At 72.6% G+C, this 22,167-nt stretch carries 18 protein-coding genes; 12 read left to right on the forward strand and 6 right to left on the reverse strand.

The window, feature by feature from the left end; all coding sequences use genetic code 11:
• Nucleotides 1-306 precede the first annotated feature (306 nt).
• A complete protein-coding gene (locus tag ACFYO8_RS12365; RefSeq protein WP_354866683.1) occupies nt 307-1,401 on the reverse strand; it encodes a PLP-dependent aminotransferase family protein in 1,095 nt (364 codons plus the stop codon).
• A 198-nt stretch (nt 1,402-1,599) separates the two neighbouring features.
• On the opposite strand from ACFYO8_RS12365, the gene ACFYO8_RS12370 reads away from it, so the two are divergent.
• Together ACFYO8_RS12370 and ACFYO8_RS12375 are read left to right on the forward strand one after the other, a co-directional pair.
• A complete protein-coding gene (locus tag ACFYO8_RS12370) occupies nt 1,600-2,478 on the forward strand; it encodes a 3'(2'),5'-bisphosphate nucleotidase CysQ (RefSeq protein WP_354866681.1) in 879 nt (292 codons plus the stop codon).
• A gap of 100 nt (nt 2,479-2,578) precedes the next feature.
• Entirely contained in the window at nt 2,579-4,150 is a 1,572-nt protein-coding gene (locus ACFYO8_RS12375) for a hypothetical protein (RefSeq protein ID WP_354866679.1), read from the forward strand.
• Nucleotides 4,151-4,208: 58 nt separating this feature from the next.
• On the opposite strand, the gene ACFYO8_RS12380 is transcribed toward ACFYO8_RS12375, so the two are convergent.
• From ACFYO8_RS12380 to ACFYO8_RS12395, 4 genes are read right to left on the reverse strand one after another with little or no spacing between them, the layout of a single operon-like run.
• A complete protein-coding gene (locus ACFYO8_RS12380; RefSeq protein ID WP_354866677.1) occupies nt 4,209-5,123 on the reverse strand; it encodes a glycosyltransferase family 2 protein in 915 nt (304 codons plus the stop codon).
• On the reverse strand, nt 5,120-6,121 hold the full coding sequence (locus ACFYO8_RS12385; RefSeq protein WP_354866675.1) for a sulfotransferase: 1,002 nt from the start codon (nt 6,119-6,121) through the stop codon (nt 5,120-5,122). The genes ACFYO8_RS12380 and ACFYO8_RS12385 overlap by 4 nt, the downstream gene beginning before the upstream one ends.
• Nucleotides 6,118-6,693 (reverse strand): glycosyltransferase, encoded by a 576-nt coding sequence (locus ACFYO8_RS12390; protein ID WP_355014937.1) that lies wholly within the window; start codon nt 6,691-6,693, stop codon nt 6,118-6,120. The genes ACFYO8_RS12385 and ACFYO8_RS12390 overlap by 4 nt, the downstream gene beginning before the upstream one ends.
• The gene (locus tag ACFYO8_RS12395; protein ID WP_354866671.1) at nt 6,690-7,166 is read right to left on the reverse strand and encodes a UDP-N-acetylglucosamine--LPS N-acetylglucosamine transferase; all 477 of its coding nucleotides are present in this window, start codon (nt 7,164-7,166) and stop codon (nt 6,690-6,692) included. The genes ACFYO8_RS12390 and ACFYO8_RS12395 overlap by 4 nt, the downstream gene beginning before the upstream one ends.
• Nucleotides 7,167-7,667: 501 nt before the next feature.
• Here ACFYO8_RS12395 and ACFYO8_RS12400 point away from each other — a divergent pair.
• The 9 genes from ACFYO8_RS12400 to ACFYO8_RS12440 all read left to right on the forward strand — a co-directional run bounded on the left by ACFYO8_RS12400 (nt 7,668) and on the right by ACFYO8_RS12440 (nt 21,094).
• Complete coding sequence (locus ACFYO8_RS12400) at nt 7,668-9,518, forward strand: Wzz/FepE/Etk N-terminal domain-containing protein (RefSeq protein WP_354866669.1); 1,851 nt, start codon at nt 7,668-7,670, stop codon at nt 9,516-9,518.
• Nucleotides 9,515-10,522: a DUF3048 domain-containing protein gene (locus tag ACFYO8_RS12405; RefSeq protein ID WP_354866667.1), complete on the forward strand. Its 1,008-nt coding sequence runs from the start codon at nt 9,515-9,517 to the stop codon at nt 10,520-10,522. The genes ACFYO8_RS12400 and ACFYO8_RS12405 overlap by 4 nt, the downstream gene beginning before the upstream one ends.
• Entirely contained in the window at nt 10,519-12,003 is a 1,485-nt protein-coding gene (locus ACFYO8_RS12410) for an O-antigen ligase family protein (RefSeq protein ID WP_354866665.1), read from the forward strand. Before ACFYO8_RS12405 ends, ACFYO8_RS12410 begins: the two co-directional genes overlap by 4 nt.
• The gene (locus tag ACFYO8_RS12415; RefSeq protein WP_354866664.1) at nt 12,003-13,208 is read left to right on the forward strand and encodes a hypothetical protein; all 1,206 of its coding nucleotides are present in this window, start codon (nt 12,003-12,005) and stop codon (nt 13,206-13,208) included. Before ACFYO8_RS12410 ends, ACFYO8_RS12415 begins: the two co-directional genes overlap by 1 nt.
• Nucleotides 13,209-13,225: 17 nt before the next feature.
• Entirely contained in the window at nt 13,226-14,089 is an 864-nt protein-coding gene (locus ACFYO8_RS12420) for a sulfotransferase domain-containing protein (RefSeq protein ID WP_354866662.1), read from the forward strand.
• Nucleotides 14,056-15,669: a flippase gene (locus tag ACFYO8_RS12425; protein ID WP_355014938.1), complete on the forward strand. Its 1,614-nt coding sequence runs from the start codon at nt 14,056-14,058 to the stop codon at nt 15,667-15,669. The genes ACFYO8_RS12420 and ACFYO8_RS12425 overlap by 34 nt, the downstream gene beginning before the upstream one ends.
• Nucleotides 15,670-15,697: 28 nt before the next feature.
• Nucleotides 15,698-16,630 (forward strand): sulfotransferase, encoded by a 933-nt coding sequence (locus tag ACFYO8_RS12430; RefSeq protein WP_354866658.1) that lies wholly within the window; start codon nt 15,698-15,700, stop codon nt 16,628-16,630.
• Between the two features lie 142 nt (nt 16,631-16,772).
• Nucleotides 16,773-17,819, forward strand: coding sequence for a glycosyl hydrolase (locus ACFYO8_RS12435; RefSeq protein ID WP_354866656.1), 1,047 nt, complete (start codon nt 16,773-16,775; stop codon nt 17,817-17,819).
• Nucleotides 17,820-18,007: 188 nt separating this feature from the next.
• Nucleotides 18,008-21,094 (forward strand): malectin domain-containing carbohydrate-binding protein, encoded by a 3,087-nt coding sequence (locus tag ACFYO8_RS12440; RefSeq protein WP_357709933.1) that lies wholly within the window; start codon nt 18,008-18,010, stop codon nt 21,092-21,094.
• Between the two features lie 93 nt (nt 21,095-21,187).
• On the opposite strand, the gene ACFYO8_RS12445 is transcribed toward ACFYO8_RS12440, so the two are convergent.
• A complete protein-coding gene (locus ACFYO8_RS12445) occupies nt 21,188-21,580 on the reverse strand; it encodes a CBS domain-containing protein (protein WP_354866652.1) in 393 nt (130 codons plus the stop codon).
• 112 nt (nt 21,581-21,692) lie between these two features.
• Between ACFYO8_RS12445 and ACFYO8_RS12450 the strand changes: the two genes are divergently transcribed.
• A complete protein-coding gene (locus ACFYO8_RS12450; RefSeq protein WP_355093758.1) occupies nt 21,693-22,148 on the forward strand; it encodes an NUDIX domain-containing protein in 456 nt (151 codons plus the stop codon).
• Nucleotides 22,149-22,167: the final 19 nt, after the last annotated feature.

Raw genomic sequence — 22,167 nt, forward strand, 5'->3', positions numbered from 1 at the left:
CAGGTTACGCCGACCGGCGGGAAGCGCAGTGCGGGCGCGGGACGGGCGGTTGCGACGGACGTCACGCGGCGGCGGCGCCGGGCGGGCCGGGCCGCGTCAGGGGGGTGAGGGGCGACACGGCCCACCCGGCACCCCTTGGGGGGCGGGAGTGATGCTGGGCGTACCGCCGGCCCGGCCGGTCGGGCCGGTGTACGGGCCGGTCACCGGCGAAAGGTGAATGGCACTCGCAGCATTGTGGGGTGTCGGCCGGTCCGGCGGGAGAGCCGGACCGGACCGCGAGCCGTTTTGTCAGAAACCCGATAGAAATCAGCCGCGCACGGCGGCCATCGCCTCGGCGAGACGCCGCACACCCTCGTCGATCCGGTCCGCAGTCACCGCCGAGTACGCCAGCCGCAGCGCGTGCCGACCGCCGTCGATCATGAAGTCGCTGCCCTTCACCACCGCCACGCCGCGCTCGGCCGCGGCCGGCGCGAGCCGGTCGACGTCGACGTCCTCCGGCAGCTCCACCCAGAGGAAGTAGCCGCCGTCCGGCTCCACGAACCGGGCCTCCGGAATGTGCCGGCGCAGCGACTCGGCCAGCACCGCCGACCGCTCCCCGAGCGCCGAGCGGACCGTCCGGATCGACTGCTCGATGGCGCCGGAGACGCAGAACTGGTGCACGATCGCCTGCGCCACCATGCCGGGCGAGATGTAGAGGTTGGTGGCCCGCTTGGCGATCGCCGCGATCAGCTCGGCCGGACCCACCAGGTAGCCGACCCGCACGCCCGGGCAGACCGTCTTGGTGAAGCTGGAGGCGTGCACCACCACGCCGCGCGTGTCCATCGACAGCATCGAGGGCAGCGGCTCGCCCCGGAACCGGATGTCCGCGTACGGGTCGTCCTCGAAGATCGTGAAGTCGTACTCGGCGGCGAGATCCAGCAGCTCACGACGCTTCTCCAGGGAGAGGGTCACGCCGGCCGGATTCTGGTAGTTGGGGATCACGTGCGCCAGCCGCGGGCGTACCCCGGACTCCAGCAGCTTGCGCAGCTCGGCGGTGTCCAGGCCGTCCGGCTGGATCGTCACGCCGTGCACCTCGCCGCCCATCTGCTTGAGGTTGAGCAGCGTGCGGTCGTACGTCGGGCGCTCGACCACCACCGCGTCGCCCCGGCGGACCAGGTGGTCGAAGAGGAACGCGTCGGCCTGCAACGAGCCGTTGGTGATCAGCACCTGGTCGGCCTCGACACCGTGCTTCTCGGCGATCCACTTCCGCAACGGCGGGTAGCCGACGGAGGTGCCGTACGCGGTGACCCCGGCGGGGTCGGCGTCGAAGGCGCGGACGGCGGCGGCCTTGAGCCCTTCGACATCGACGATGTCCAGCGAAGGCGCGCCACGGGCGAACGAGATCAGCTGCTCGGCGGTCATGCGCAGAGCCTAGGGCCTGGCTCGGCGGGTCCGACCGCGATACACGCGAAGTTCAACATGCGGGCGGCCGGCCGGGTCACCGGTGCGTCCGGGGGATCCGAGAACACCTCGCGCCTGTCTACGATCCGACGGACGCTGGCGCCGGTCCGACCGGACGCCGAAGGATGACGGGTCACGGCAGACCCGGGAGAACAAGGGATGGGGCTCGTGACCGAGGACGAGGCGGGACGGCTCGACGACCAGCGGTTCGCGCAGTGGCTGGCGGTCGAGGCCGGCGCGGTGCTCACCGCGCTGCGGGACCGGCAGGGCTTCGCCGACCCGAAGGCGCTCAAGGACGCCGGCGACCGCGCGTCGCACGAGCTGATGACGGCGGCGCTGGCCCGGCTGCGGCCGGCCGACGCGGTGCTCTCCGAGGAGGAGGCCGACGCGCGCCGCGCGTGGGCGGACGGCGAGCGCGCGCCCCGGCACGAGGCGGACCGGGTCTGGATCATCGACCCGCTGGACGGCACGCGCGAGTTCTCCGAGGCCGGACGCGACGACTGGGCGGTGCACGTGGCGCTCTGGCAGCGCTCCGCCGCCCCCGACGGCGCGCTGATCGCCGGTGCGGTGGGCATGCCGGCCCGGACCACAGGGGACGGTGCGCAGCTCGTGCTCGGCACCGACTGCCCGCAGCCGAAGCCGTCCGACGGGCCGATCCGGATCGCGGTGAGCCGCAGCCGCCCGCCGGCGTTCGTCGGCGAGCTGGTCGAGATGCTCGGCGCCACCGCCGTGCCGATGGGTTCGGCCGGTGTGAAGGTCTGCGCGGTGGTGACCGGCGAGGTCGACGCGTACGTCCACGCGGGCGGTCAGTACGAGTGGGACAGTGCCGCCCCGGTCGCCGTGGCGCTCGGTGCGGGCATGCACGCGTCCCGGATCGACGGTTCGCCGCTTCGCTACAACCGCGCCGACCCGCGCCTGCCCGATCTGCTGGTCTGCCGGCCCGAACTGGCCGATCAGTTGCTCGACGCGATCGCCCGGACCGGGGTCGAGATGCCCGCTTCGACCGTCACCGGCAGGCAGGGTGAAGCGTTCGGCTGAGTGTCACGGTACTAACGGCCGGGTGGATGAGGGTTATCGTCGGGCAGGGATGCATGACGATCTGAGCCCCGACACGGGCCGCCGACAGCCAGGGAGGGTCATGCCGGTCGACCGAGAGCCGCACAATGCCTTCGGGCAGCCGACCGGCCTGTGGCCGGGTCAGGACATTCCGCGCCAGGGGGGCGACCCTTCGCTGCCCTGGCCGGAAGCCGAGAGCACGCCGCCACCGCCGGCCCGCTTCGACGGTGACCTGCCCTGGCCCGAGCGGGACCGGCCCGACGCCGGTCACCACGGCGGGCCGGGGCACGACCCGGCGAGCTGGGAGCCCGTGCCCGCCACGGCGAACGGCTGGGCGCCGCAGCGTGAAGCGCACCACGACGCCTGGGCGGCGCAGGCCGGGCCGGCGCCGGACGGCTACGCCGGCTGGGCGCCGCACGACGAGCCCGGCCGGGTCGGCCCGGCCGGCGAGGCAGGCTGGGCCGCGGGCACCGCGGCGACCGCCACCCTGACCGGACCGCCCCCGGTGGACGTTCCGCACGGACCGGCCGCCGATGGGCCGGGCCAGCCGCCCGCACCGCCGCTCGCCCCGGCTCTTCCGCCATCATCCGGCGGCTCCCGGCGGCGCTGGCGCGTCGCCCTGGCGGCGGCCCTGGCGCTGGCCGTGGCCGGCAGCGGGGTCGCGGTGGCCGCGCTGCGGCCCGACGCCGCGAACCCGCAGGCCGGCGAGGCGCCGGGCGCGGTCGGGGCGGCGAGCTCGATGGGCCCGGGCACGCCCGGCGCGCCGAGTGCCTCCCCCGGCGCCGACCAGGGTCTCGGCGGTAAGCCCTCGGCTCGCCCGTCGGCCTCCGCGAACGCCGGGCCGGGCTTTGCCGGTACGCGACTGACGCTGCCCGGCGCCTCGATCGGCGTGCAGAACGGGGAGACTTTCGGCCAGGCGCTGGCCCGGTCCGACCGGACCTTCGGCAAGCTGCGGATGGCCCGGATCTTCTTCCCCGGCCTGCCGCCGGCCTGGTCCGGCAGCCGCGCCGACGTGGTGGACCGGACCGTGGTGGTGTCGTTCAAGGCGTCGCCGCAGGAGGTCAACACCGGCAAGTTCGACTCCCGCCTGACCTCCTGGTTCGCCTCGATTCCGCGCGAGCACAACGTCTACTGGTCGTACTTCCACGAGCCGGAGGACGACGTCGAGCGCGGCGCGTTCAGCACGGCGGCGTACCGGACGGCGTGGAAGCGGATCGCCGGCCTGGCCGACCGGACGGGCAACCCCAAGCTGATCAACACGCTGATCCTGATGTGCTGGACGCTCGACCCGAAGTCCGGGCGCAGCTTCGACGCGTTCTACCCGGGCGGCGACGTGATCGAGGCGCTCGGCTGGGACTGCTACAACTGGGGCAAGAAGTGGAAGCGGTACGCCCCGCCGCAGGAGATCTACGGCGCGATGATCAGCAAGTCCAAGGCGCTCGGCAAGCCGTGGGGCGTCGCCGAGACCGGCAGCGACCTGGTCCCGGGTGACGCGGGCGCCGGCCGGGCGGCCTGGATCCGGTCGATGACCGGCTTCCTCAACGGCCAGCGGCCGGAGTTCGTGGCGTACTACAACCAGACCGTCAGCCAGGGCGACTTCCGGCTGCTCGACCAGCCGAGCATCCAGGCGTGGAAGTCCTTCTGCACGGCCTGACCACGGCGGAACGACGACGGGCGGGCGACCGAGGTCGCCCGCCCGTTTCGCGTACGGCTCAGATGCCCCGGCCGCGCTTGTGCAGGGTGCGCAGCACCCGGTCGGCCTGTACCGCCCGGCTCGCCACGGCCAGCGCCAGATAGGCGCGCGGCTCCTTCGGGTTACGGGCCAGCGTGCGCCGGGCCCAGCGGACCGCGTCCCGCCGGTTGCCCATTGCGGCCTGCGCGAAGGCGATCTGACCGGCCACCCGCGCCTCGCCGTGCGGCACCGTGGCGAACTCCGGGTAGCGGCGCAGCAGCCACTGCAACGCGGTCGAGATGGTCTCCCAGCGCTGCGCGAAGTAGGACCGCTTGTGCCAGCGGACCAGCACGTACGGGCTCTCCACGTTCACCAGCGGGGCGTAACGGGCGGCGCGGAGCAGGAACTCGTAGTCCTCCGCGTAGCTGCCCGGGATCTGCTCGTCGACCAGGCCGATCGCGTCGAGCAGCGCGGCCCGGCGGATCAGGAACGTGGACGGGTGCAGCTCGGTGAGCCGGTCACGCAGCAGCGCCTCCAGCGAGATCCGGGCGCGGTCCAGTGAACGGTCCACCGTACGGTCGTCGTAGCTGACCCGGATGCCGCAGCTCACCAGCGCGCCGTCCGGGTGCGTGTCGAGCGCACCGAACTGGGCGGCCAGCTTGCCGGGCAGCCACTCGTCGTCGTCGTCGCAGAACGCCACCCAGTCGCCGACGGACGCCTCGATGCCGGTGTTGCGCGCGCCGGCCAGCCCGGCGGTACGGGTATTCGTGATCACCCGGACCCGCCGGTCCCCCCGGTCGCTCTCCAGCGACCGGTCCGGCTCGGACTGGTCGTAGACCACGATCGCCTCGATCAGGCCCGGGTGCGCCTGGCTGAGGATCGCCTCGAGCGCCGCACGCAGCAGCTCCGGACGGTCCCGCGTCGGTACGACGACCGAGATACTCGGCCCACTCATGCTCTCTCCACGGACTCGTCGGGTCCCCGCTGGCCCAGATAGCCGTAGCGGACCCGCAGGGGAAGCGTGGCCAGGCTGACCACGGCACGGCTGCGGCGCGGCAGGCGGTCCCGCCACGCCTCGTCCCGGCGCACCGTCAACGGCCCGCCGCTGAACCGCAGCGGGTTGCCGGCGACGCTGTGCGCGCGGAACGGCGCGGCCGGCTCGGACGCCACGCCGGTCCCGTCGGCCCCGGACAGGATGCGCAGCGCCGCCGGGTCGTCCGGCAGGCCGGCGAAGTCCCGCACCCCGCGTACGGTGCCGGCCGGGTCGGCGGTGAAGTCCTCGTACCGCAGCCGCAGCACCTTCGCCCGGGAGGCGAGCAGGTGGAACGCGGCGTTCTGCGCGGTCCACAGCTTGCTCACCTCGAACGGCGAGAAGGTCGGCATGAAGTCCTCGCCGTCGACCACCTCGGGGCGGCGCACCTGCTTGCCCCACGAGTACGCCACCGCCCGGCTGTCCCGGACCAGGTGCAGCACCCGCAGGTCGAGCCCTTCGGCCCAGCGCAACGCGAAGGCGAGCGAGGCGTGCTTGCTGGAGTCGACCACCACCCGCGCGCCGGTCGCCGAGAGCGCGGCCCGGTAGATCCGGGTGTACAGGTCGGCGTAGCGGCGCACGTCGGCCAGTTGGTCCGGCGGGAGCGCGTCCTTCGCCAGCCGGGGGATGTGCCGGGTCCGGTCGACCCGGTCCTTGAGGGCCAGCACGTCGTCCCGGTCGACAGCGGCCCAGCCGCCGAACGCCTGATCGCCCACCTGCCGCCAGAACGGGCAGGCGGTGAACCGCTCACCGCAACCGCACCGCTCGTCGGCGCCGAGCGCCCGCTCCCACAGGTGCACCACCTCGCCGACGGCACACACGTCGGCGCTCTGCGCCAGCAGCAGTTCCAGCAACGTCGACCCGCTGCGACCGAGACCGCCGACGAACAGGACCCGCGGCGGCGCCGGATCCGGGGCGCTCATCCGCGACGCCCGAGTGCTCGCTGTCGTACCCGGCGGGCCACCAGCTCGTCGATCACCGCGCCGACCCGGGCGACCGCCTCGGCGCGCGGGTCCGGACGGTTCGGGTCGGCGGCCAGCACGAACCGGCTCGGGTCGGCCAGCCCTTCGTCCAGCGCGGCGACCAGCTCGGCCTCGGACTCGCACAGCCGCACCATGCCCGCCGCGCCCAGCCGGCGGGAGAACATCTGCTGGTGGTTGTCGACGTGCTCGTCGTGCGTCGGGTCGCGGGGCACCACGATCGGCAGGTGGCCGTTGCGGCGGGCCTCGGTGATGGTGGCCGGGCCGCCGTGGCTGACCACGAGCGTCGACTCCGCCATCGCCCGCTGGAGTTCGTCGTGACCGAGGAACGGGGTGGCCTCGGGCAGGGCCGGGGTGCGGCTGTGCCCGTACTGGAGGACCAGCCGGACCTCGGGCCGGTTCGCGTGCCAGCGTTCCAGCCAGCCCACCAGCCGGTCGAAGCGGTGCACGTCGGTGCCGACCACGACGAGCACGTACGGCGCCGCGGAGCGCCGGTCCCGCTGCCGGGGGATCACAGGAGGTTCCCCACGACGGTCGCCTCCGGGTACATCCGGCGCTGCTCGTCCCACTGCACGAGCATCGCGGAGAGGAAGGGGCGGCAGAGCCGGGCGGTGAGCGTCGCGCTGTCGATCCGGTCGTACACCTCGATGTAGACCGTGGGGATCCTGCGCATCCGGGCCGCCACCACGAACGGCAGGGCGACCCCGGCGCCGGTGGTGACCACCGCGTCGACCTGACGACGGCGGATCACCTTGAGCGCGAGGAACGCGTTGCGTACCAGGTTCTTGACGTTGCGGGTGGTGGGGTGGTGCGCCCAGACCACGTCCTCACCGGCGAGCAGCGAGCGGGCGTCGGGGGTGTCGAACGTTACCCATGCGCGGCGCCGCTCCCGGTACCACGGTTCCAGGGCCAGGAGCTGGGCCAGGTGCCCGCCACTGGAACCCACCAGCAGGACCTGCCCCGAGTCCTCGGTTGACCCGCTCACCACAGACTTCCTCCCCGTACGCGGACGACCGCGTCCGGAATTTTGTGAATGCCCCTCGGACGCGTCCTGACAACCTACTGGCGCGGCCCTGGGCAACTGAAGGGGCCGTTGGACGGATACTGATGCGCCGGTCGGCTCACTCCTCGATTCCCGTCACTGGGACGTGCACCGACGGACCATCGACCAGGTCAGTCCGGTTCGCCCGGGACGCCGGGCCGGGCCACCGGAAGAAAGCGAGATGTGTCAGGATTCCGTCACCGCTCCGCACGAGGGCCGTCGGTGACGCCGGCTTGTCCGGGGGCAGGTCGGGCCCGACACCGGGAAACCCGCCAAATGGTCAGCGCCGATCGACCATTTCTACGCGGGCTGCCCACACCCGGGCAGGCTTACCGGAACGTGAGCAGACTTTCCCTCGTCGTTCGGATCGGGGACACTCAAGGCCACGGTCAGGTCCAGCTGTGCCGTGGACTGCCCGGCTCGGTCGAAAGGGAGCGACAGACTCTGATGCCCTCACCCCATTTGGCCGAGAGCGACGCTGACGGTCTTGCCCTGATGGCCTACCTGGGCTGGCTGCGCCGCCGCTGGTGGATCCTGCTGCTCGCCGCGGCCCTCGGCCTTGGTGGTGGGCTGGCGCTGAGCCAGATTCAGGAAGCGCGCTACACCTCGACCACCTCGCTGCTGGTGCGCCCGCTCGGCGCGGGGGCGGAGAGCAACCCCAACGCCAAGGTCAACCTCGACACCGAGGCCCAGGTGGTCCGCTCGCTCGTGGTGGCCGAACGGGCCAAGGCGCTGATGAAGGTCGACACCGGGGCCGACGTGCTCGTCAAGTCGGTGACCGTCAAGGTGCCGCCGAACAGCCAGATCCTCCAGGTGGTGTACGAGGCGAACAGCCCCGAGGGCGCCCAGTCCGGCTCGCACGCGTTCGCCCAGGCGTATCTGGACCTGCGCAAGGCCACCGCGCAGAAGGCGCTGGAGAACGAGACGAACGCGCTCAAGCAGCAGATCGCCGAGCTGAACAAGCAGCTCAGCGGCATCGCAGGGCGGATCGCGGCGGCGCCGTCCAACTCGCCGGAGCGGGAGCGGGCCGAGGCCGAGCGGAGCGTCGTGACCAACCAGATCACCGGCCTGAACAACCGGCTCAGCCCGCTGGTCTCGGCCGGCTCCGACCCGGGCGAGATCATTTCCGACGCCCGGCTGCCCGACTCGCCCAGCTCGCCGAACCGCACGCTCAACCTCGCCAGCGGCATGGGCGCGGGTCTGCTGCTCGGCATCGTGCTGGCACTGGTGCTGGACCGGCTGGACACCCGGATCCGGCGCGGCCGCGACATCTCCGACCGGGTCGGCCTGCCGCTGCTCGTGGAGCTGCCGTCGCGGACGCCCTCGCTCGCCGTCCTGCCGCCCACCCACCGGGTCTCCCGCGAGCTGGGCCGGCTGCGCAACGTGCTGCTGTCCGCCGTGCCCGAACCGGCGCAGGGCGGACGCGGCCGCCAACTGCTGCTCTGCGGCGCCTCGGCCGGCACCGCCGCCGGGTTCGTCGCCGCCAACCTCGCCGCCGCGTACGCCCGCACCGGCCAGCAGGTCGCGCTGATCACCACCAAGCCCGACTCGATGTTGGGCACCATCACCGGCGTGGCCGAGGGGCGGCACAACCTGGCCTCGGTGCTCCGCCGCGACGTCCCCCCGCTCAAGGCGCTGGCGCCGGTGCCGGGGCTGGGCCAGCTCCGCGTGCTGGTGCCGGGCGACCTGGACGCGGAGGTCGAGCTGCCGGTCGCCGGGCTGCTGGAGATCATGCACGAGCTGTCCGCGCGCTTCGACCACGTGATCATCGAGACCGCGCAGCCCACGTACGCCGTGGAGGCCCAGGCCCTGGGCCGGTACGTCGACGCGGTGATCATGGTGGCCGAGGCGGGCAAGACCCGCAGCGGCGAGATCACCGCCGCCCTGCAGCAGTTCGAGCAGGTGAACGCGCCGGTGATCGGCGCCGTGCTGGCCCCGCGCCTGCCCGCACCGACGGGCGGCACCGCCCGGCCGGCGGCCGGGAGCACGCCGAGCGGATCGAGCACGCCGAGCGCGCCGGCGACCCCGGCCAACCGGCCCAAGCCCCGGCCGAGCCCCGGCCCGTCCGCCGAGTCGACGATGGTCCTGCCGCGCATGCAGTCCTCCCGCCCCGCCCCGGCGAAGCCGGCTCCTGGCAAGGCCACCCCGCCGCCCGCCCCGCCGACCCCGCCCGCACCGGGCAGCCAGGGCCGGCCGGGTAAGCCGGCACCGCTGAACGGCACCGGCGGCACGTACCGCTCCCGGGGTGACGGCGACGGTCGCAGCTACGCCCTCGACTCCGGCGAGGACCTGGGGTGAACCGGCGGCAGATGCTCCGCGCCGCCCTCGCCCCGGCCGTCGTCCTCGGCGTCGGCACGGGGTGCAGCGAGCCCGAGCCCAAGCCGGGCAAGATCCAGGTGGTGGACCCGGGCGACGTCACCGCCTCGCCCTCGGCGGCCAGTGCCTCGCCGAGCCTGCCGGCCGGCCCGCTGACCGGTGCGCCGGTGAGCACGCCGGCCGCGGCGACCCGCCAGGCGGTCGCGGTGCCGCTGCGGGTGAGCCCCGCCACCACCCCGGCCGGCCTGGAGGCCGCCGACCTGGTGTACGCCGAGTTCGCCGAGTCCGACACGCTGCACCTGACCGCCGTGTTCCACTCCAGGGACGCCGCCAAGATCGGCCCGGTCACCGAGATCCGGCCGGTCGACATCCGGTCGCTCGCGGTGCTGCGCCCGTTCGTCGGGTACGACGGCGGTCCCACCGGCTTCCTCACCCAGTTCGAGAACTCCGACCTCGACGGCGTCACTCCCGACGACGACAGCAAGGTCTTCTCCGGCGACTACACGTCGACCGCCGCGCTGCTGAAGGCCGCCCCGAAGGGCGGCCAGCCGCCCACCCCGCCGATCGACCACGCCGGTGAGGGCGATCCGCTCGCCGTCCACGACATCGCGCCGGCCACCGAGCTGACCGTCACCGTCGCCGGTGGCCCGCCGATGGTCTGGCGGTACGACCAGGCGAAGTCCGTCTGGGCCGGCAAGGTCGGCAAGGTCACCGTGACCGCCGCCTCCGTCATCGTGCTGACCATGGAGTACCGCACGCTCGACGTACGCAACCCGTCCCCGCGCTCGCTGCCCTCGGCGAACGTCTTCGGTGAGGGCGCGGTGCTCGCCGTGTCCGGGCCGAACAGCGCGAAGGGCCGGTGGCGCAAGCCCGGCCTGGGCATGGTCTGCACGCTCGCCGACACCGGCGGCGACCTCCTGCGTCCGCAGCCCGGCAACGCGTGGGTGATCTACGCGCCGACCACCGCCAAGGTCTCCGTGAAATGAGCACCGCCACCCCGCCCCGCACCGCGCGCGGGACGGTCCCGGTCGGGGCGGTCTCGCCGCCGGGCGGGAACCGCCTCCGGCCGGTGACGGCACGGCCGGAGAGTTGGTCGTGGCGGCTGCCGACGGCATGGCCGCTGATCTCGCTCTTCCTGCTGTACCCGCTGTGGTGGGTGCTCGGCGTGTCGAGCTTCGTCTTCGTCATCTTCGCGGTGCCGATGGTGGTGCAGATGCGCCGGCGCGGCCCGGTCCGGGTGCCGCCCGGCTTCGGGATCTGGATGATCCTGCTGCTCTGGGTGTTCCTGTCGGTGCTCACGCTCGACCTCACCGCGCCGAACACGCTGTCCCCCGGTGGCAGCGGCAAGTACATCGGCTGGGGCATCCGGCTCGCCAACTACATCGCGATGACCGTGGCCATGCTCTATGTCTACAACCTGCGGCAACGGGAGCTCTCCCAGCGCCGGATGGTCCGGCTGTTCGGGTTCATGGGCGTGGTCGTGGTGCTCGGCGGCTGGATCGGCTCGCTCTTCCCGAACCTCAAGCTGGTCGCGCCGCTGCGCTTCGTCCTGCCCCAGTCGATCGCCGGCCACCCGTACGTCTCCTCGCTGATGGAGATCAAGTTCGCGCAGGTCCAGCAGGTGATCGAGGGGGAGGCCAGTTCGCCCCGCCCGTCCGCGCCGTTCACCTACACGAACTCGTGGGGCGAGAACACCGCGATCCTGCTGATCTGGCTGATCGCCGGCTGGATCGTGCTGGGCAAGCCGCTGCGCCGCACCGCCGGTTTGGCCATCGCCCTGGCGGCGATCTTCCCGATCGTCTACTCGCTGAACCGCGGCCTGTGGATCGGTCTGGGCATCGCCGCCGCCTACGTCGCGCTGCGGCTCGCCCTGCGCGGCCGGATGGTGGTGCTCGGCGGACTCGCCCTCGCGGTCGGGCTGATCGGGGTCCTGATCATCGCCACACCACTCGGCCGCACCTTCGACGAACGCCTCCAGAACGGGCACAGCGACGACATCCGCACCACGTTGTCCCAGGGCGCGGTCACCGCGGCGAACCATTCGCCGATCCTCGGGTACGGCGGCAACCGGGCACTGATCGGCAGCAACCGGTCCATCGCGATCGGCAAGTCAGACGACTGCAAGCAGTGCGGCAACCGGGAGCTGGGCAGCAACGGCCAGTTCTGGGCGCTGCTCGTCGGGCAGGGCTGGGTCGGCGCGATCTGCTACAACGCCTTCTTCATCTACGCCATCTGGCGCTATCGGCGCGACCACAGCGCGATCGGGATCGCCGGCACGCTCGTCCTCATCCTCATGCTGTTCTTCCAGTTCACCTACGGGGTGATGGAAGCGACGCTCGCCTACGCCCTGATCACGGTCGCCCTGCTGGCCCGCAACGACCGGATACGCCGGTCGCTCGCGCCGGCAGCACCGCAGGGCACGATCGCCGGGCTACGGGCCCGACTGGAAAAGACCGGTGACCGCTGATGGTGTTCCGCGTACCCCCGGACGGCGACGGCCGCGCCGCGTATCTCGGTGAACTGGCCGGGCTGATCTGGCCCGCGCCGGCGGAGCCCAGCCTGCGGCGTGGCGGCGCCGGCTGGGTGGTGGTGCCCTCGGCGGCCCGTCCCCGGCTGCTGGTGCCGACCGGCTCGGGCCGGGCGGCGGCGAGCGCCGTCCGGCACTCCACCGAGGCGGTCGGCCGCAAGGCCAAGCTGGTCCGGCAAGGGCTGGCCACCGCGTTCCGGCTCGGGCTGGGCCCGCTCGTGTTCCGCGACCGGTTGGTGGTCGACGGCGGCGGGCTGGACGCCCATCTGGCCGAGGTGCTCGGCGAGCCGGCGCTGGTGAGCCTGCACATCGGGCCGGCGCGGGCGAACCGCAAGCCGGTGCTGCAGCTGCTCGCCCCGGACGGCCGGGCCCTCGGGTACGCCAAGCTCGGCGTCGACCCGCTGACCCGCGCGCTCGTGCACGCGGAGGCCGACGCGCTGCGCCGCCTCGCAGAGGTGCCGCTCGGGCCGGTGGTCCTGGCCGGGGTACGCCATCACGGCGACTGGCACGGCCACGCGCTGCTGGTGCAGGAGGCGCTGCCGGTGCGGCTGCCCCGGGCCACCCCGGCCGCCGCGGAGGCGGCCGAACGCGCCGCCATGGTGGCGGTCGCCGGCTGTCTCGGCGTACGCAAGCAGTCGTGGGCGGGCAGCGGGCACGCGACGCGGCTCACCGCCGCGGTGGACGCGCTCGGCCCGCGGCCGGAGGCCGGCCGGCTGCGCGCGGCGCTGAAGTCGGTCGCGGACGCCGACCCGGTGGTGGCCTTCGGCGCCTGGCACGGGGACTGGAACGGCGGCAACAGCGCGGTGCTCGCGGACGGCCGGGTGCTGGTCTGGGACTGGGAACGGTTCGAGGCGGACGTGCCGGCCGGATACGACGCGCTGCACCTGGCGGTGCAGGGCGCGATGAGCCACGACGGGGTGGAGCCGGTCGAGGCGGCCCGGGCGCTGATCGCCGGCGCCGGGCCCACCCTGGCGCCGTTCGACCAGACCGGTGGGGGCGCCGATCTGGTCACCGTGCTCTACCTGGTGGAGCTGGCGGCGCGCTACCTGCGGGACCGGCAGGCGGAGGCGGGTGCGCGGCTGGGGCACGTCGACACCTGGCTGCTGCCCGCCGTTGAGGAACACCTGGCCCGCCGGGCCCGGTGAGAGTGAGGAGTGGGGACGTGACGGTAGCCAAGGAGCAGGCGCTCCGCGCGGTGAAGTCGGTGAGCCGGACGGTCGGACGGCTGACGGCCGGTTCGCGGATGGTGCCGGGATTCCTGATCGTGGGGGCGCAGCGCTGCGGCACCACCTCGCTGTTCAAGACGCTCTCGCAGCATCCCGGTGTGCTGCCGCCCGCGTACCACAAGGGCGTGCACTACTTCGACATGGACTACCACCGGGGGATGAGCTGGTACCTCGGGCACTTCCCCACCAACGGCAAGGCCGAGGCGGTGAAGGCCCAGATCGGGGTACGCGGGATCACCGGCGAGTCGAGCCCGTACTACATGTTCCACCCGCTGGCCGGGCAGCGCATCGCCCGGGACCTGCCGTCGGTGAAGCTGCTGGTGCTGCTGCGTGACCCGGTGGAGCGGGCCTACTCCGCGCACTCGCACGAGCTGGCCCGGGGCTACGAGCCCGAGGCGGACTTCGAGCGGGCGCTCGCGCTGGAGGAATCCCGTACGGCGGGCGAGCGGGAGCGCATGATCAGCTCCGCGTCGTACGCCAGCGAGCACCTGCAGCACAACGCGTACCTGGCCCGGGGCCGCTACATCGAGCAGTTGGAGCGCCTGGAGGCGCTCGTCGGCCGGGACCGGATGCACGTCATCGACAGCGACGACTTCTTCGCCGACCCGCGTCCCTCCTTCGACGCGGTCTGCGACTTCCTCGGGCTGCCCCGCTGGGCGGACATCGCGTTCGGCAAGCACAACTCGCGCTCCCGTTCGCCCATGTCGATGGAGCTGCGGACCCGGCTGGAGGACCACTTCGCGCCGTACGACGAGCGGCTGGCGACGTGGTGGGGACGCGTGCCGTCGTGGCGGCGGTAACCCGGACCGACGCCGGCGGCACCCCGACGCTCACCGCACCGCCCCCCGGGCCGGGCGCGGGGCTGGGCGGCGCGGCCCGGCAGGGCTTCGCCAACCTGGTCGGCGTCGGGCTGGCCGCGGTGGCCGGCTTCGGTCTTAACATCGTCATCGCCCGCGGCTGGTCGGTCAGCGAGGCGGGCATGTTCTTCGCGGCCACCAGCGCGTTCATGATCGCCGCCTCGGCGGCCCGGCTCGGCACCGACGTCGGCACCGTCTACTTCGTCAGCCGCCAGCGCACCCTCGACCGCCGCGACCAGATCCGGGGCACGATCCTGGCCGGGTTGCTGCCGGTGCTGGTGGTCGGCACGCTGCTCGGGCTGGCCGGCTGGCTGGCCGCACCGGCGCTGGCGCGGGCCACCATGCCGGAGGCCGGCCCGGAGGCGGTGACCGCGCTGCGCATCCTGCTGGCGTTCGTGCCGCTGGCCGCGCTCAACGACTACGCGCTCGCCGCCTGCCGTGGCTTCGGCCAGATGCGCCCGCTGCTCACAGTGGAGCGGCTGGGCCGCACGCTGGTGCAGTTCCTGGGCGTTGCGGTGGCCGCGTGGCTCGGCCTGTCCGCCACCGTCGGCCTGCCGCTGGCCTGGGTGGTGCCGTACCTGATCGCCGCGGCGGTCGCGCTGCTCTGGCTGAGCCGGCTGGTCGGCCGGGCGGGGCGGCAGGTGACCCGGCCGGTGCCGGCGCGCGAGCTGGCCGGGCCGTTCTGGCGGTTCACCGGGCCCCGGGCGATCAGCAGCCTGGCCGCGATCGTGGTGCAGCGGCTGGACATCGTGCTGCTCAGCGCGTTGCGCGGGCCGGCGGACGCGGCCGTCTACACGGCCGCGACCCGGTTCCTGGCGCTCGGTCAGCTCTCCAGCGTCGCGCTGTCCAGCTCGGTGCAGCACCGGCTGGCCGCCGCGTTCGCCCGCGACGACCCGGCCGAGGCGCGCCAGCTCTACCAGGCCGCCACCGGCTGGCTCGTGCTGCTGTCCTGGCCCGCCTACCTGATCTTCGCGGCGTTTGCCACGCCGATGCTGGCGTTGTTCGGATCCGGGTACGGCGACGGCCGCCGGGTCGTGCTGCTGCTGGCGCTGACGATGCTGCTGGCAACCGGCTGCGGCATGGTCGACATGGTGCTCAACATGGCCGGGCGCACCGCGTGGACGTTCTACAACGCGATGACCGGCACCGTGCTCAACGTGGTCGGGAACCTGCTGCTCATCCCGCGTTACGGCATCCTCGGCGCGGCCCTGGCCTGGACCGTCTCGATCCTGGTCACCAACCTGGTGCCGCTGACGCAGCTCTGGTGGTCGATGCGGCTGCACCCGTTCGGCGCCGGCACCCGTACCGCGATGGCGCTGGCAGTGGTCGCGCTGGGCGTGCCGCTGGGCGCGGCGAGCCTGCTCGGCGCCGATCCGCTGGTGCTCGCGCTGGTGGCCGCCGCCGGCTTGGCCGCGTACGCGGCGGGTGTCTGGCGCTGGCGGCGCACCCTGCACCTCGACGCGCTGCGCGCCCTGCGCCGTGGCCGCAACCGGGCCGGGGCGGACCCGGCCGCCCAGTCCTGACCGATCCTGCGCACCGATGGGACCTTCGATGACAAGCGACTCCCCCCTCACCTCGCCCTCCGGGCTGTCCACCGTGAAGGCCGCGAAGCTCGCCGCGGTCGGGCTGCTGGCCGACCGCAAGGAGCGCCGCGAGCTGGAACGGCCGGTGGAGGCGGGTGGCCGCCGGCTCACCCTGAAGGTGGAGCGGCCGATCTTCATCCTCGGCGCCCCGCGCTCCGGCACCACGTTCCTCGGCAGTTGCGTCGGCGCGCTGCCGGACGTGTCGTACCACTTCGAACCGCGGCTGACCAAGGCGGTCGCCCGCTGTGTCTACGAGGGAAGCTGGACGCCGCAGCGGGCCGCCCGCTACTTCCGCGGCTACTACGGCGCGCTGCTCGCCGCGTCCGGACACGGTGGACTGCGTTTCGCCGAGAAGGATCCGGAGAACTGCTTCATCGTGCCGTTCCTGACCGAGGTGTTCCCCGACGCGGTGTTCCTGCACGTCTACCGGGACGGGCGGGACGTGGCGGTGTCGCACGCCGAGCAGCCCTGGCTGAACGCGGCGTCCACCGGGAGCGGCCGCAGCGGCCGGGGCGGCACGCCGTGGGGCGCCGCGCCCCGGTTCTGGGTGGAGCCGGAGCGGCGCGAGGAGTTCACACAGGTCTCCGACCTGGGCCGGTCGGCCTGGATGTGGCGGCGCTTCACCGGCAGCGCGCTCACCCAGCTCGCCGAACTGCCGGCGGACCGGGTGCGGCACCTGCGGTACGAGGACGTCGTCACCCGCCCCGCGGAGGCGGCCGAGATCGTGGCCGACTTCCTGGAGGTCGGCGACCCGGCCGGGCGGGAGGCGCTGCACGCCCGCTTCGCCAAGGCACGGCCCGGCTCGGTGGGCCGCTGGCGGCAGCGACTGACCGAAAAGGACCTGGCCGACGTGATGGCTCAGGCCGGGCCGCTGCTGACGGAACTCGGCTACCCCGCCTGAGCGCCGCGTCACAGGTAGAGTGCCAGGGGTCGCCCGCCAGGCCCGGCGTGCCTCTCCGCCCCCGCGGATCGCAGGGCCCTCATGCCGTGGTCGGCGACCGTCCTGGGGAGAGGTTGCGGTGGTACGACGGTTACGACTGACGATGGCTGCCGTGCTGGGCCTGGCATTCCTGGCTCCGGCGGTGGCGGCCTGCGACTTCGGTTCCGAGCAGCCCGACGGGACGGCGACGACGGCAGTGCCGCCCCCGCCGACCGTGACACCGCGGACCGCGCCGGTCCGCACCACCGGCCGCGGGCCGGAGCTGCCGGAGGAGGGGGCCTGGCTCGGCGCCTGGGTCAAGCCGCAGTACCACAACGCCACCGGACGGGCCGCGGCGTTCGACGCGTTCAACCAGGCGGCCGGCGGCAAACTCGCCATCGCGCACATGTTCCACGAGTGGAACGAGCCGTTCCCGGGCAACACCGAGAAGTTGTTCCAGGCCCGGGGCAAGCTCCAGATGATCTCGTGGCAGGGCACCGACACCCGGTCCACGGTCAGCGGCGTCTACGACACGCTGATCCGGCAACGCGCGAAGGACGTCAAGGAGTTCGGCGTTCCGGTGCTGCTGCGCTACCGGTGGGAGATGGACCGGCCGAACCTGGCCGCGAGCATGCACTCGCCGGAGGACTACGTCGCTGCCTGGAAGCACGTCCGCGCCATCTTCACCGAGATGAACGTCACCAACGCCGCCTGGGTCTGGTGCCCGCACGCCGACGGGTTCGCGGAGCCGCAGCGCCGGGCCGCCGACTACTACCCCGGCGACGACCAGGTCGACTGGCTCTGCGCGGACGTCTATCCCAGCCCGGAGTGGAACAGCTTCACCGACCGGATGGACCACTTCATGGACTTCGCCAAGAAGCACCCACGGCCGGTCATCATCGGCGAGTACGGCCTGACCCAGGACGGGCGGCCGGGCCAGCGCGCCGACTGGATGAGCGAGGTCGGGCCGTACCTGAAGAAGCACCCGCAGATCAAGGGCGCGGTCTACTTCGCGGCCCGGCAGACGGAGAAGCCGCTGTACGACAGCACGTTCGGCGACGACCCGGAGAGCGAGCGGGTCTTTCGGGAGATGGCGACCGACCCGTACTTCCAGCCGCCTCTGCCCGACCTGAGTGTTCCCTCAGGGCAACCCTCTGTGTCCACCAGGTGATCGTCGCTCGTCTTTTCGTGTGACCCGGGCCGTTTCCTCGGCCAAAAAGGCCGAACCCGGGTGGACGGGCGACGCCTGAATGCGAGAAGGTATTGCTCTCACGTCTGCGGTCGGTCGAGTGACGCCCCGCCTCATGTCGGCACCGACCACGATCGCAGCGCCTCCGACGTTTCCCCCCGGAGTAGCCTGTGGCTTCCTCGATCCTGAGACACCGCTCGGTGTCCGCCTTCGGCGCTGCCGTGCTCGGCATCGCCACCCTGTTCACACCGGTGCCGGCGCTCGCCGCGCCGGCCTCGGCACCCGCGCCCGACCACAGCACGATGGTCGGCGAGGTGCCCTCGGACAAGACGCCGAACATCAACGACGGCAACGTCTTGGCCATCTACGACGCCGGCAGCAAGGTGATCGTCGGCGGCTCGTTCACGAACGCGCAGAACCGGGGTTCCTCACCCACTCCGGTCGACCGCCGCGGGCTGCTCGCCTTCGACAAGGCGACCGGCAAGATTGACAACGCGTTCGCGCCGGTGCTGGACAACGACGTCACCGCCGTCATCGCCGGCCCGACGCCGGACACCGTCTACGTCGCCGGCAAGTTCAACAAGGTCGGTGACAAGAACTTCCGCAAGCTGGTGCTGCTGAACGTCGCCGACGGCACCCCCGTCGACGGCTTCAAGGGCCCGGCGTTCAACGGCACCGTCAACGACATCGCGCTCGTCGACGGCCACCTGCTGGTCGGCGGCATCTTCACCACGGCGACCGCGACGATCAACCGCAACGGGCTGGCCTCGCTGAACCCGACCACCGGCGCGGTGGACGACTACCTCACCGTGGCGCTCACCGAGAACCACAACTGGACCCCGACCAACAACGGCGCCTCGGCCGGTGTCGGCGTGGAGAAGTTCACCGTCTCGCCGGACGGCAAGCACCTCGTGGTGATCGGCAACTTCAAGAAGGCCGACGGCGTCGTGCACGACCAGATCGTGCGGATCAACCTGGGTGCGAACTCGGCGACCGTCGCCGACTGGAACACCGACGGCTACTCCGCGGCCTGCAAGTACACCGCGTTCGACTCGTGGGTGCGCGACATCCAGTTCTCCCCGGACAGCAAGTACTTCGTCGTGGTCACCACCGGCGCGTCGTACCCGGGCACGCTCTGCGACTCCGCGGCCCGCTGGGAGACCGCCGCCACCGGTGACGGCCAGAAGCCGACCTGGACGAACTTCAGCGGCGGCGACACGTTCCTCTCCGTCGGCATCAGCGAGAAGGCCATCTACGTCGGCGGTCACTTCCGCTGGTCGAACAACCCGCTCGCCCGCGACAAGGCCGGACCGGGCGCGGTGCCGCGGGCCAGCATCGCCGCGCTCGACCCGGCGAGCGGCCTGCCGCTGTCCTGGAACCCGGGCCGCCACCCGCGCGGCTACGGCGTCACCGAGATGCTGGTGACCCAGGAGGGCCTCTGGCTCGGCAGCGACCAGGAGTACATCGGCAACTTCGACTACCAGCGCAAGCGGCTCGCCTTCTTCCCGCTGGACGGCGGCAACGCCCCGCACTCGACCAGCACCAAGGGCCTGCCGGGCAACGTCTACCAGGCCGGTCGCGCGGCGCAGACCGAGGTGCTCTACCGGGTCAACGCCGGTGGCCCGGCCATCCCGGCCACCGACGGCGGGCCGGACTGGGCCGCCGACAGCGCCACTGAGCCCAGCCCGTACCACAACACCGGCAACCAGGTCACCAGCTACACCACGAACGCGACGTTCGACCCCACCGTGCCGGCGAGCACGCCGGCCACGCTGTTCAACACGGAGCGGTGGGACGAGGCGACCACGCCGGACATGCAGTGGGACATCCCCGTCGCGGCCGGCACCCGGGTCGACGTCCGGATCTACATGGGCAACCGCTGGTCCGGCACGAGCAAGCCGGGCGCCCGCAAGTTCGACGTCAGCGTCGACGGCGTGCTCAAGCTGAACGACTTCGACCCGGTCGTCGCCGCCGGCGGGACCGACCGCGGCACCATGCAGTCCATCTCGGTGGTCAGCGACGGCGTCGTCGACATCGACTTCGGCCGGGTGCTCCAGAACCCGCTGCTGCACGGCATCGAGATCGTCAAGACCGCGCCCACGCCGGACGCCTCGGACGTGCTCTACCGGGTCAACGCCGGTGGCGACCAGTTGGCCGCGCCGAGCGGACCGGCCTGGGCCGCGGACAGCGCCACCGCGCCGAGCACCTACCACAACGCCGGCAACCAGGTGACCAGCTACACCACGAACGCCTCGCTCGACGGCACGGTGCCGTCGGGCACGCCGGTCGAGCTGTTCAACGCGGAGCGGTGGGACGAGTCGCCCGCGCCGGACATGCAGTGGGACTTCCCGGTCCCGGCCGGCACGCCGGTGCAGGTGCGTCTCTACCTGGCGAACCGCTGGGCCGGCACCGCCACCGCCGGCAAGCGCAAGTTCAACGTGACCATCGACGGCGTGGTCAAGCTGAGCAACTTCGATCCGATCGCCTCGATCGGCGCCACCAACCGGGGCACGATGCGCGCGTTCCCGATCACCAGCGACGGCAACATCGACATCGACTTCGGTCGCGTCTTGGAGAACCCGCTGGTGCAGGGCATCGAGATCGTCAAGCTGCCCCCGGTGCCGCCGGCCACCACCGTCGACAGCATCACCAAGCGGACGTACGACGGCGCGACCTCGGTCGGCAACGCGATGTCGGTGCCGAATGCGGACAGCACCCGCTGGTCGGGCGTCAAGGGCGCGTTCTGGGTCGGCGGTGACCTGTTCTACGGCGTCGGCGGCGACCTCTACAAGCGCTCGTTCGACGGCAGCGAGTTCGGCACCCCGAAGAAGCTGGACCCGTACCACGACGCCAAGTGGGACACGGTCGTCACCGGCTCCGCGCCGGAAGGCTCCACGTACGCCGGCATGACCGGCAACTTCGCCGCCGAACTGCCGAACGTGACCGCGATGTTCTACAAGAGCGGCCGGATCTACTACTCGCTGGCCGGTCAGAGCACGCTGTTCTGGCGTCAGTTCGCGCCGGACACCGGCACCGTCGGCGCCGAGCGCAACACCGTCACCGGCACCACGGCCTTCGCCGACGCGGGCGGCCTGTTCCTGGACGGCGACACGCTCTACGTCGTGTCCCGGAGCAACGGCAACCTGTCCTCGATGGCCTGGTCCGACGGCGTGCCGACCGGCTCCGCCACGGTGCGCAGCGGCCCGGCCGTCGACGACGTGGACTGGCGCGGCACCTCGGTCTTCGTCGGCCCCTGACGGGCGGACACGACCGAACAGCACGACGATGGCCCGGCCGGTATCGGCCGGGCCATCGCCCTTTCTCCGGCTTCTCCCTCGCCCGGGGGAGGATCAGGTCCGGTTCGGCGCGTGCTCTCCCGCCCAGACCCGCATCAGGTCCCGTACCGAGATCACTCCCGCCACCTCCCGCCCGTCGAGCACGACCAGGTGCCGGAACCCGCCCCGGGCCATCGCCGCGGCCGCCTCCTCGACCGTCCAGTCCGGGCCGGCGTAGACGACGTCCCAGGTCAGGTGTGCGCCGGTGCGCTCGACATCCGGGTCGAGCCCGGCGCCGATCGCCTTCAGCACATCGCGTTCGGTCATGATCCCGACCCCTTCGGAGTCCGGGTCGATCACGACCGCCGACCCGACACCGCGGGCCGACATCATCCGGGCCGCCTGCCGGAGCGTGTGCTCCGGCCCGACCACCAGTACCTCGCTGGACATCGCTTCGCGTACCTGCATCACACATCACCCCTGTGGGACGGCGACTGAGTACGGACATGGTGGGCCCTCGATGCGTACCGGGACAAGAACGGGCATCGCCGCAGACGGCGCGGATGGCTACTGTCGGAGGGTGCCTACCGAGCCCCTCCGCTGCGCCGGCGCGCTGATCGTCGACGACGACGCCCGCATCTTCATCCAACGCCGATCACCCGAGCGACGCCTCTTCCCGAACTGCTGGGACATCGTCGGCGGGCACCTCGAACCGGGCGAGGAGATCGACGACGCGCTGTGCCGGGAGGTCACCGAGGAGACCGGCTGGGCCGTCTCGCACGTGCTCGGCCTGGTCGGCGAATACCGGTACACCGCCGACGACGGGCTGACCCGGGTGGAGACCGACTTCCTGGTCCGGGTGGACGGCGACCTGAGCCGGCCCCGGCTGGAACCCGGCAAGCACACCGAGTTCCGCTGGCTGGCGGAGTCCGAGATCGCGCTGCTCGACGAGCACCGGGACGTCAACGAGGGGCTGATTCGGCGGATCGCCGAGGACGGCTTCGCCGCGCTGCGCTCGATCGGGTTGACGGGCTGACGGGCTGAACCACTGCGGG

Origin of the sequence: Micromonospora sp. NPDC005257 (assembly GCF_042872445.1) — a bacterium.
In the GTDB taxonomy this organism is placed as follows: domain Bacteria; phylum Actinomycetota; class Actinomycetes; order Mycobacteriales; family Micromonosporaceae; genus Micromonospora.

What these genes read in the sequence shown, in the direction of transcription:
- ACFYO8_RS12365 (WP_354866683.1), bottom strand. Translation starts at nt 1,401, where the DNA reads ATGACCGCCGAGCAGCTGATCTCGTTCGCCCGTGGCGCGCCTTCGCTG.
- ACFYO8_RS12370 (WP_354866681.1), top strand. Translation starts at nt 1,600, where the DNA reads ATGGGGCTCGTGACCGAGGACGAGGCGGGACGGCTCGACGACCAGCGG.
- ACFYO8_RS12375 (WP_354866679.1), top strand. Translation starts at nt 2,579, where the DNA reads ATGCCGGTCGACCGAGAGCCGCACAATGCCTTCGGGCAGCCGACCGGC.
- ACFYO8_RS12380 (WP_354866677.1), bottom strand. Translation starts at nt 5,123, where the DNA reads ATGAGTGGGCCGAGTATCTCGGTCGTCGTACCGACGCGGGACCGTCCG.
- ACFYO8_RS12385 (WP_354866675.1), bottom strand. Translation starts at nt 6,121, where the DNA reads ATGAGCGCCCCGGATCCGGCGCCGCCGCGGGTCCTGTTCGTCGGCGGT.
- ACFYO8_RS12400 (WP_354866669.1), top strand. Translation starts at nt 7,668, where the DNA reads ATGCCCTCACCCCATTTGGCCGAGAGCGACGCTGACGGTCTTGCCCTG.
- ACFYO8_RS12410 (WP_354866665.1), top strand. Translation starts at nt 10,519, where the DNA reads ATGAGCACCGCCACCCCGCCCCGCACCGCGCGCGGGACGGTCCCGGTC.
- ACFYO8_RS12415 (WP_354866664.1), top strand. Translation starts at nt 12,003, where the DNA reads ATGGTGTTCCGCGTACCCCCGGACGGCGACGGCCGCGCCGCGTATCTC.
- ACFYO8_RS12430 (WP_354866658.1), top strand. Translation starts at nt 15,698, where the DNA reads ATGACAAGCGACTCCCCCCTCACCTCGCCCTCCGGGCTGTCCACCGTG.
- ACFYO8_RS12435 (WP_354866656.1), top strand. Translation starts at nt 16,773, where the DNA reads ATGGCTGCCGTGCTGGGCCTGGCATTCCTGGCTCCGGCGGTGGCGGCC.
- ACFYO8_RS12445 (WP_354866652.1), bottom strand. Translation starts at nt 21,580, where the DNA reads ATGCAGGTACGCGAAGCGATGTCCAGCGAGGTACTGGTGGTCGGGCCG.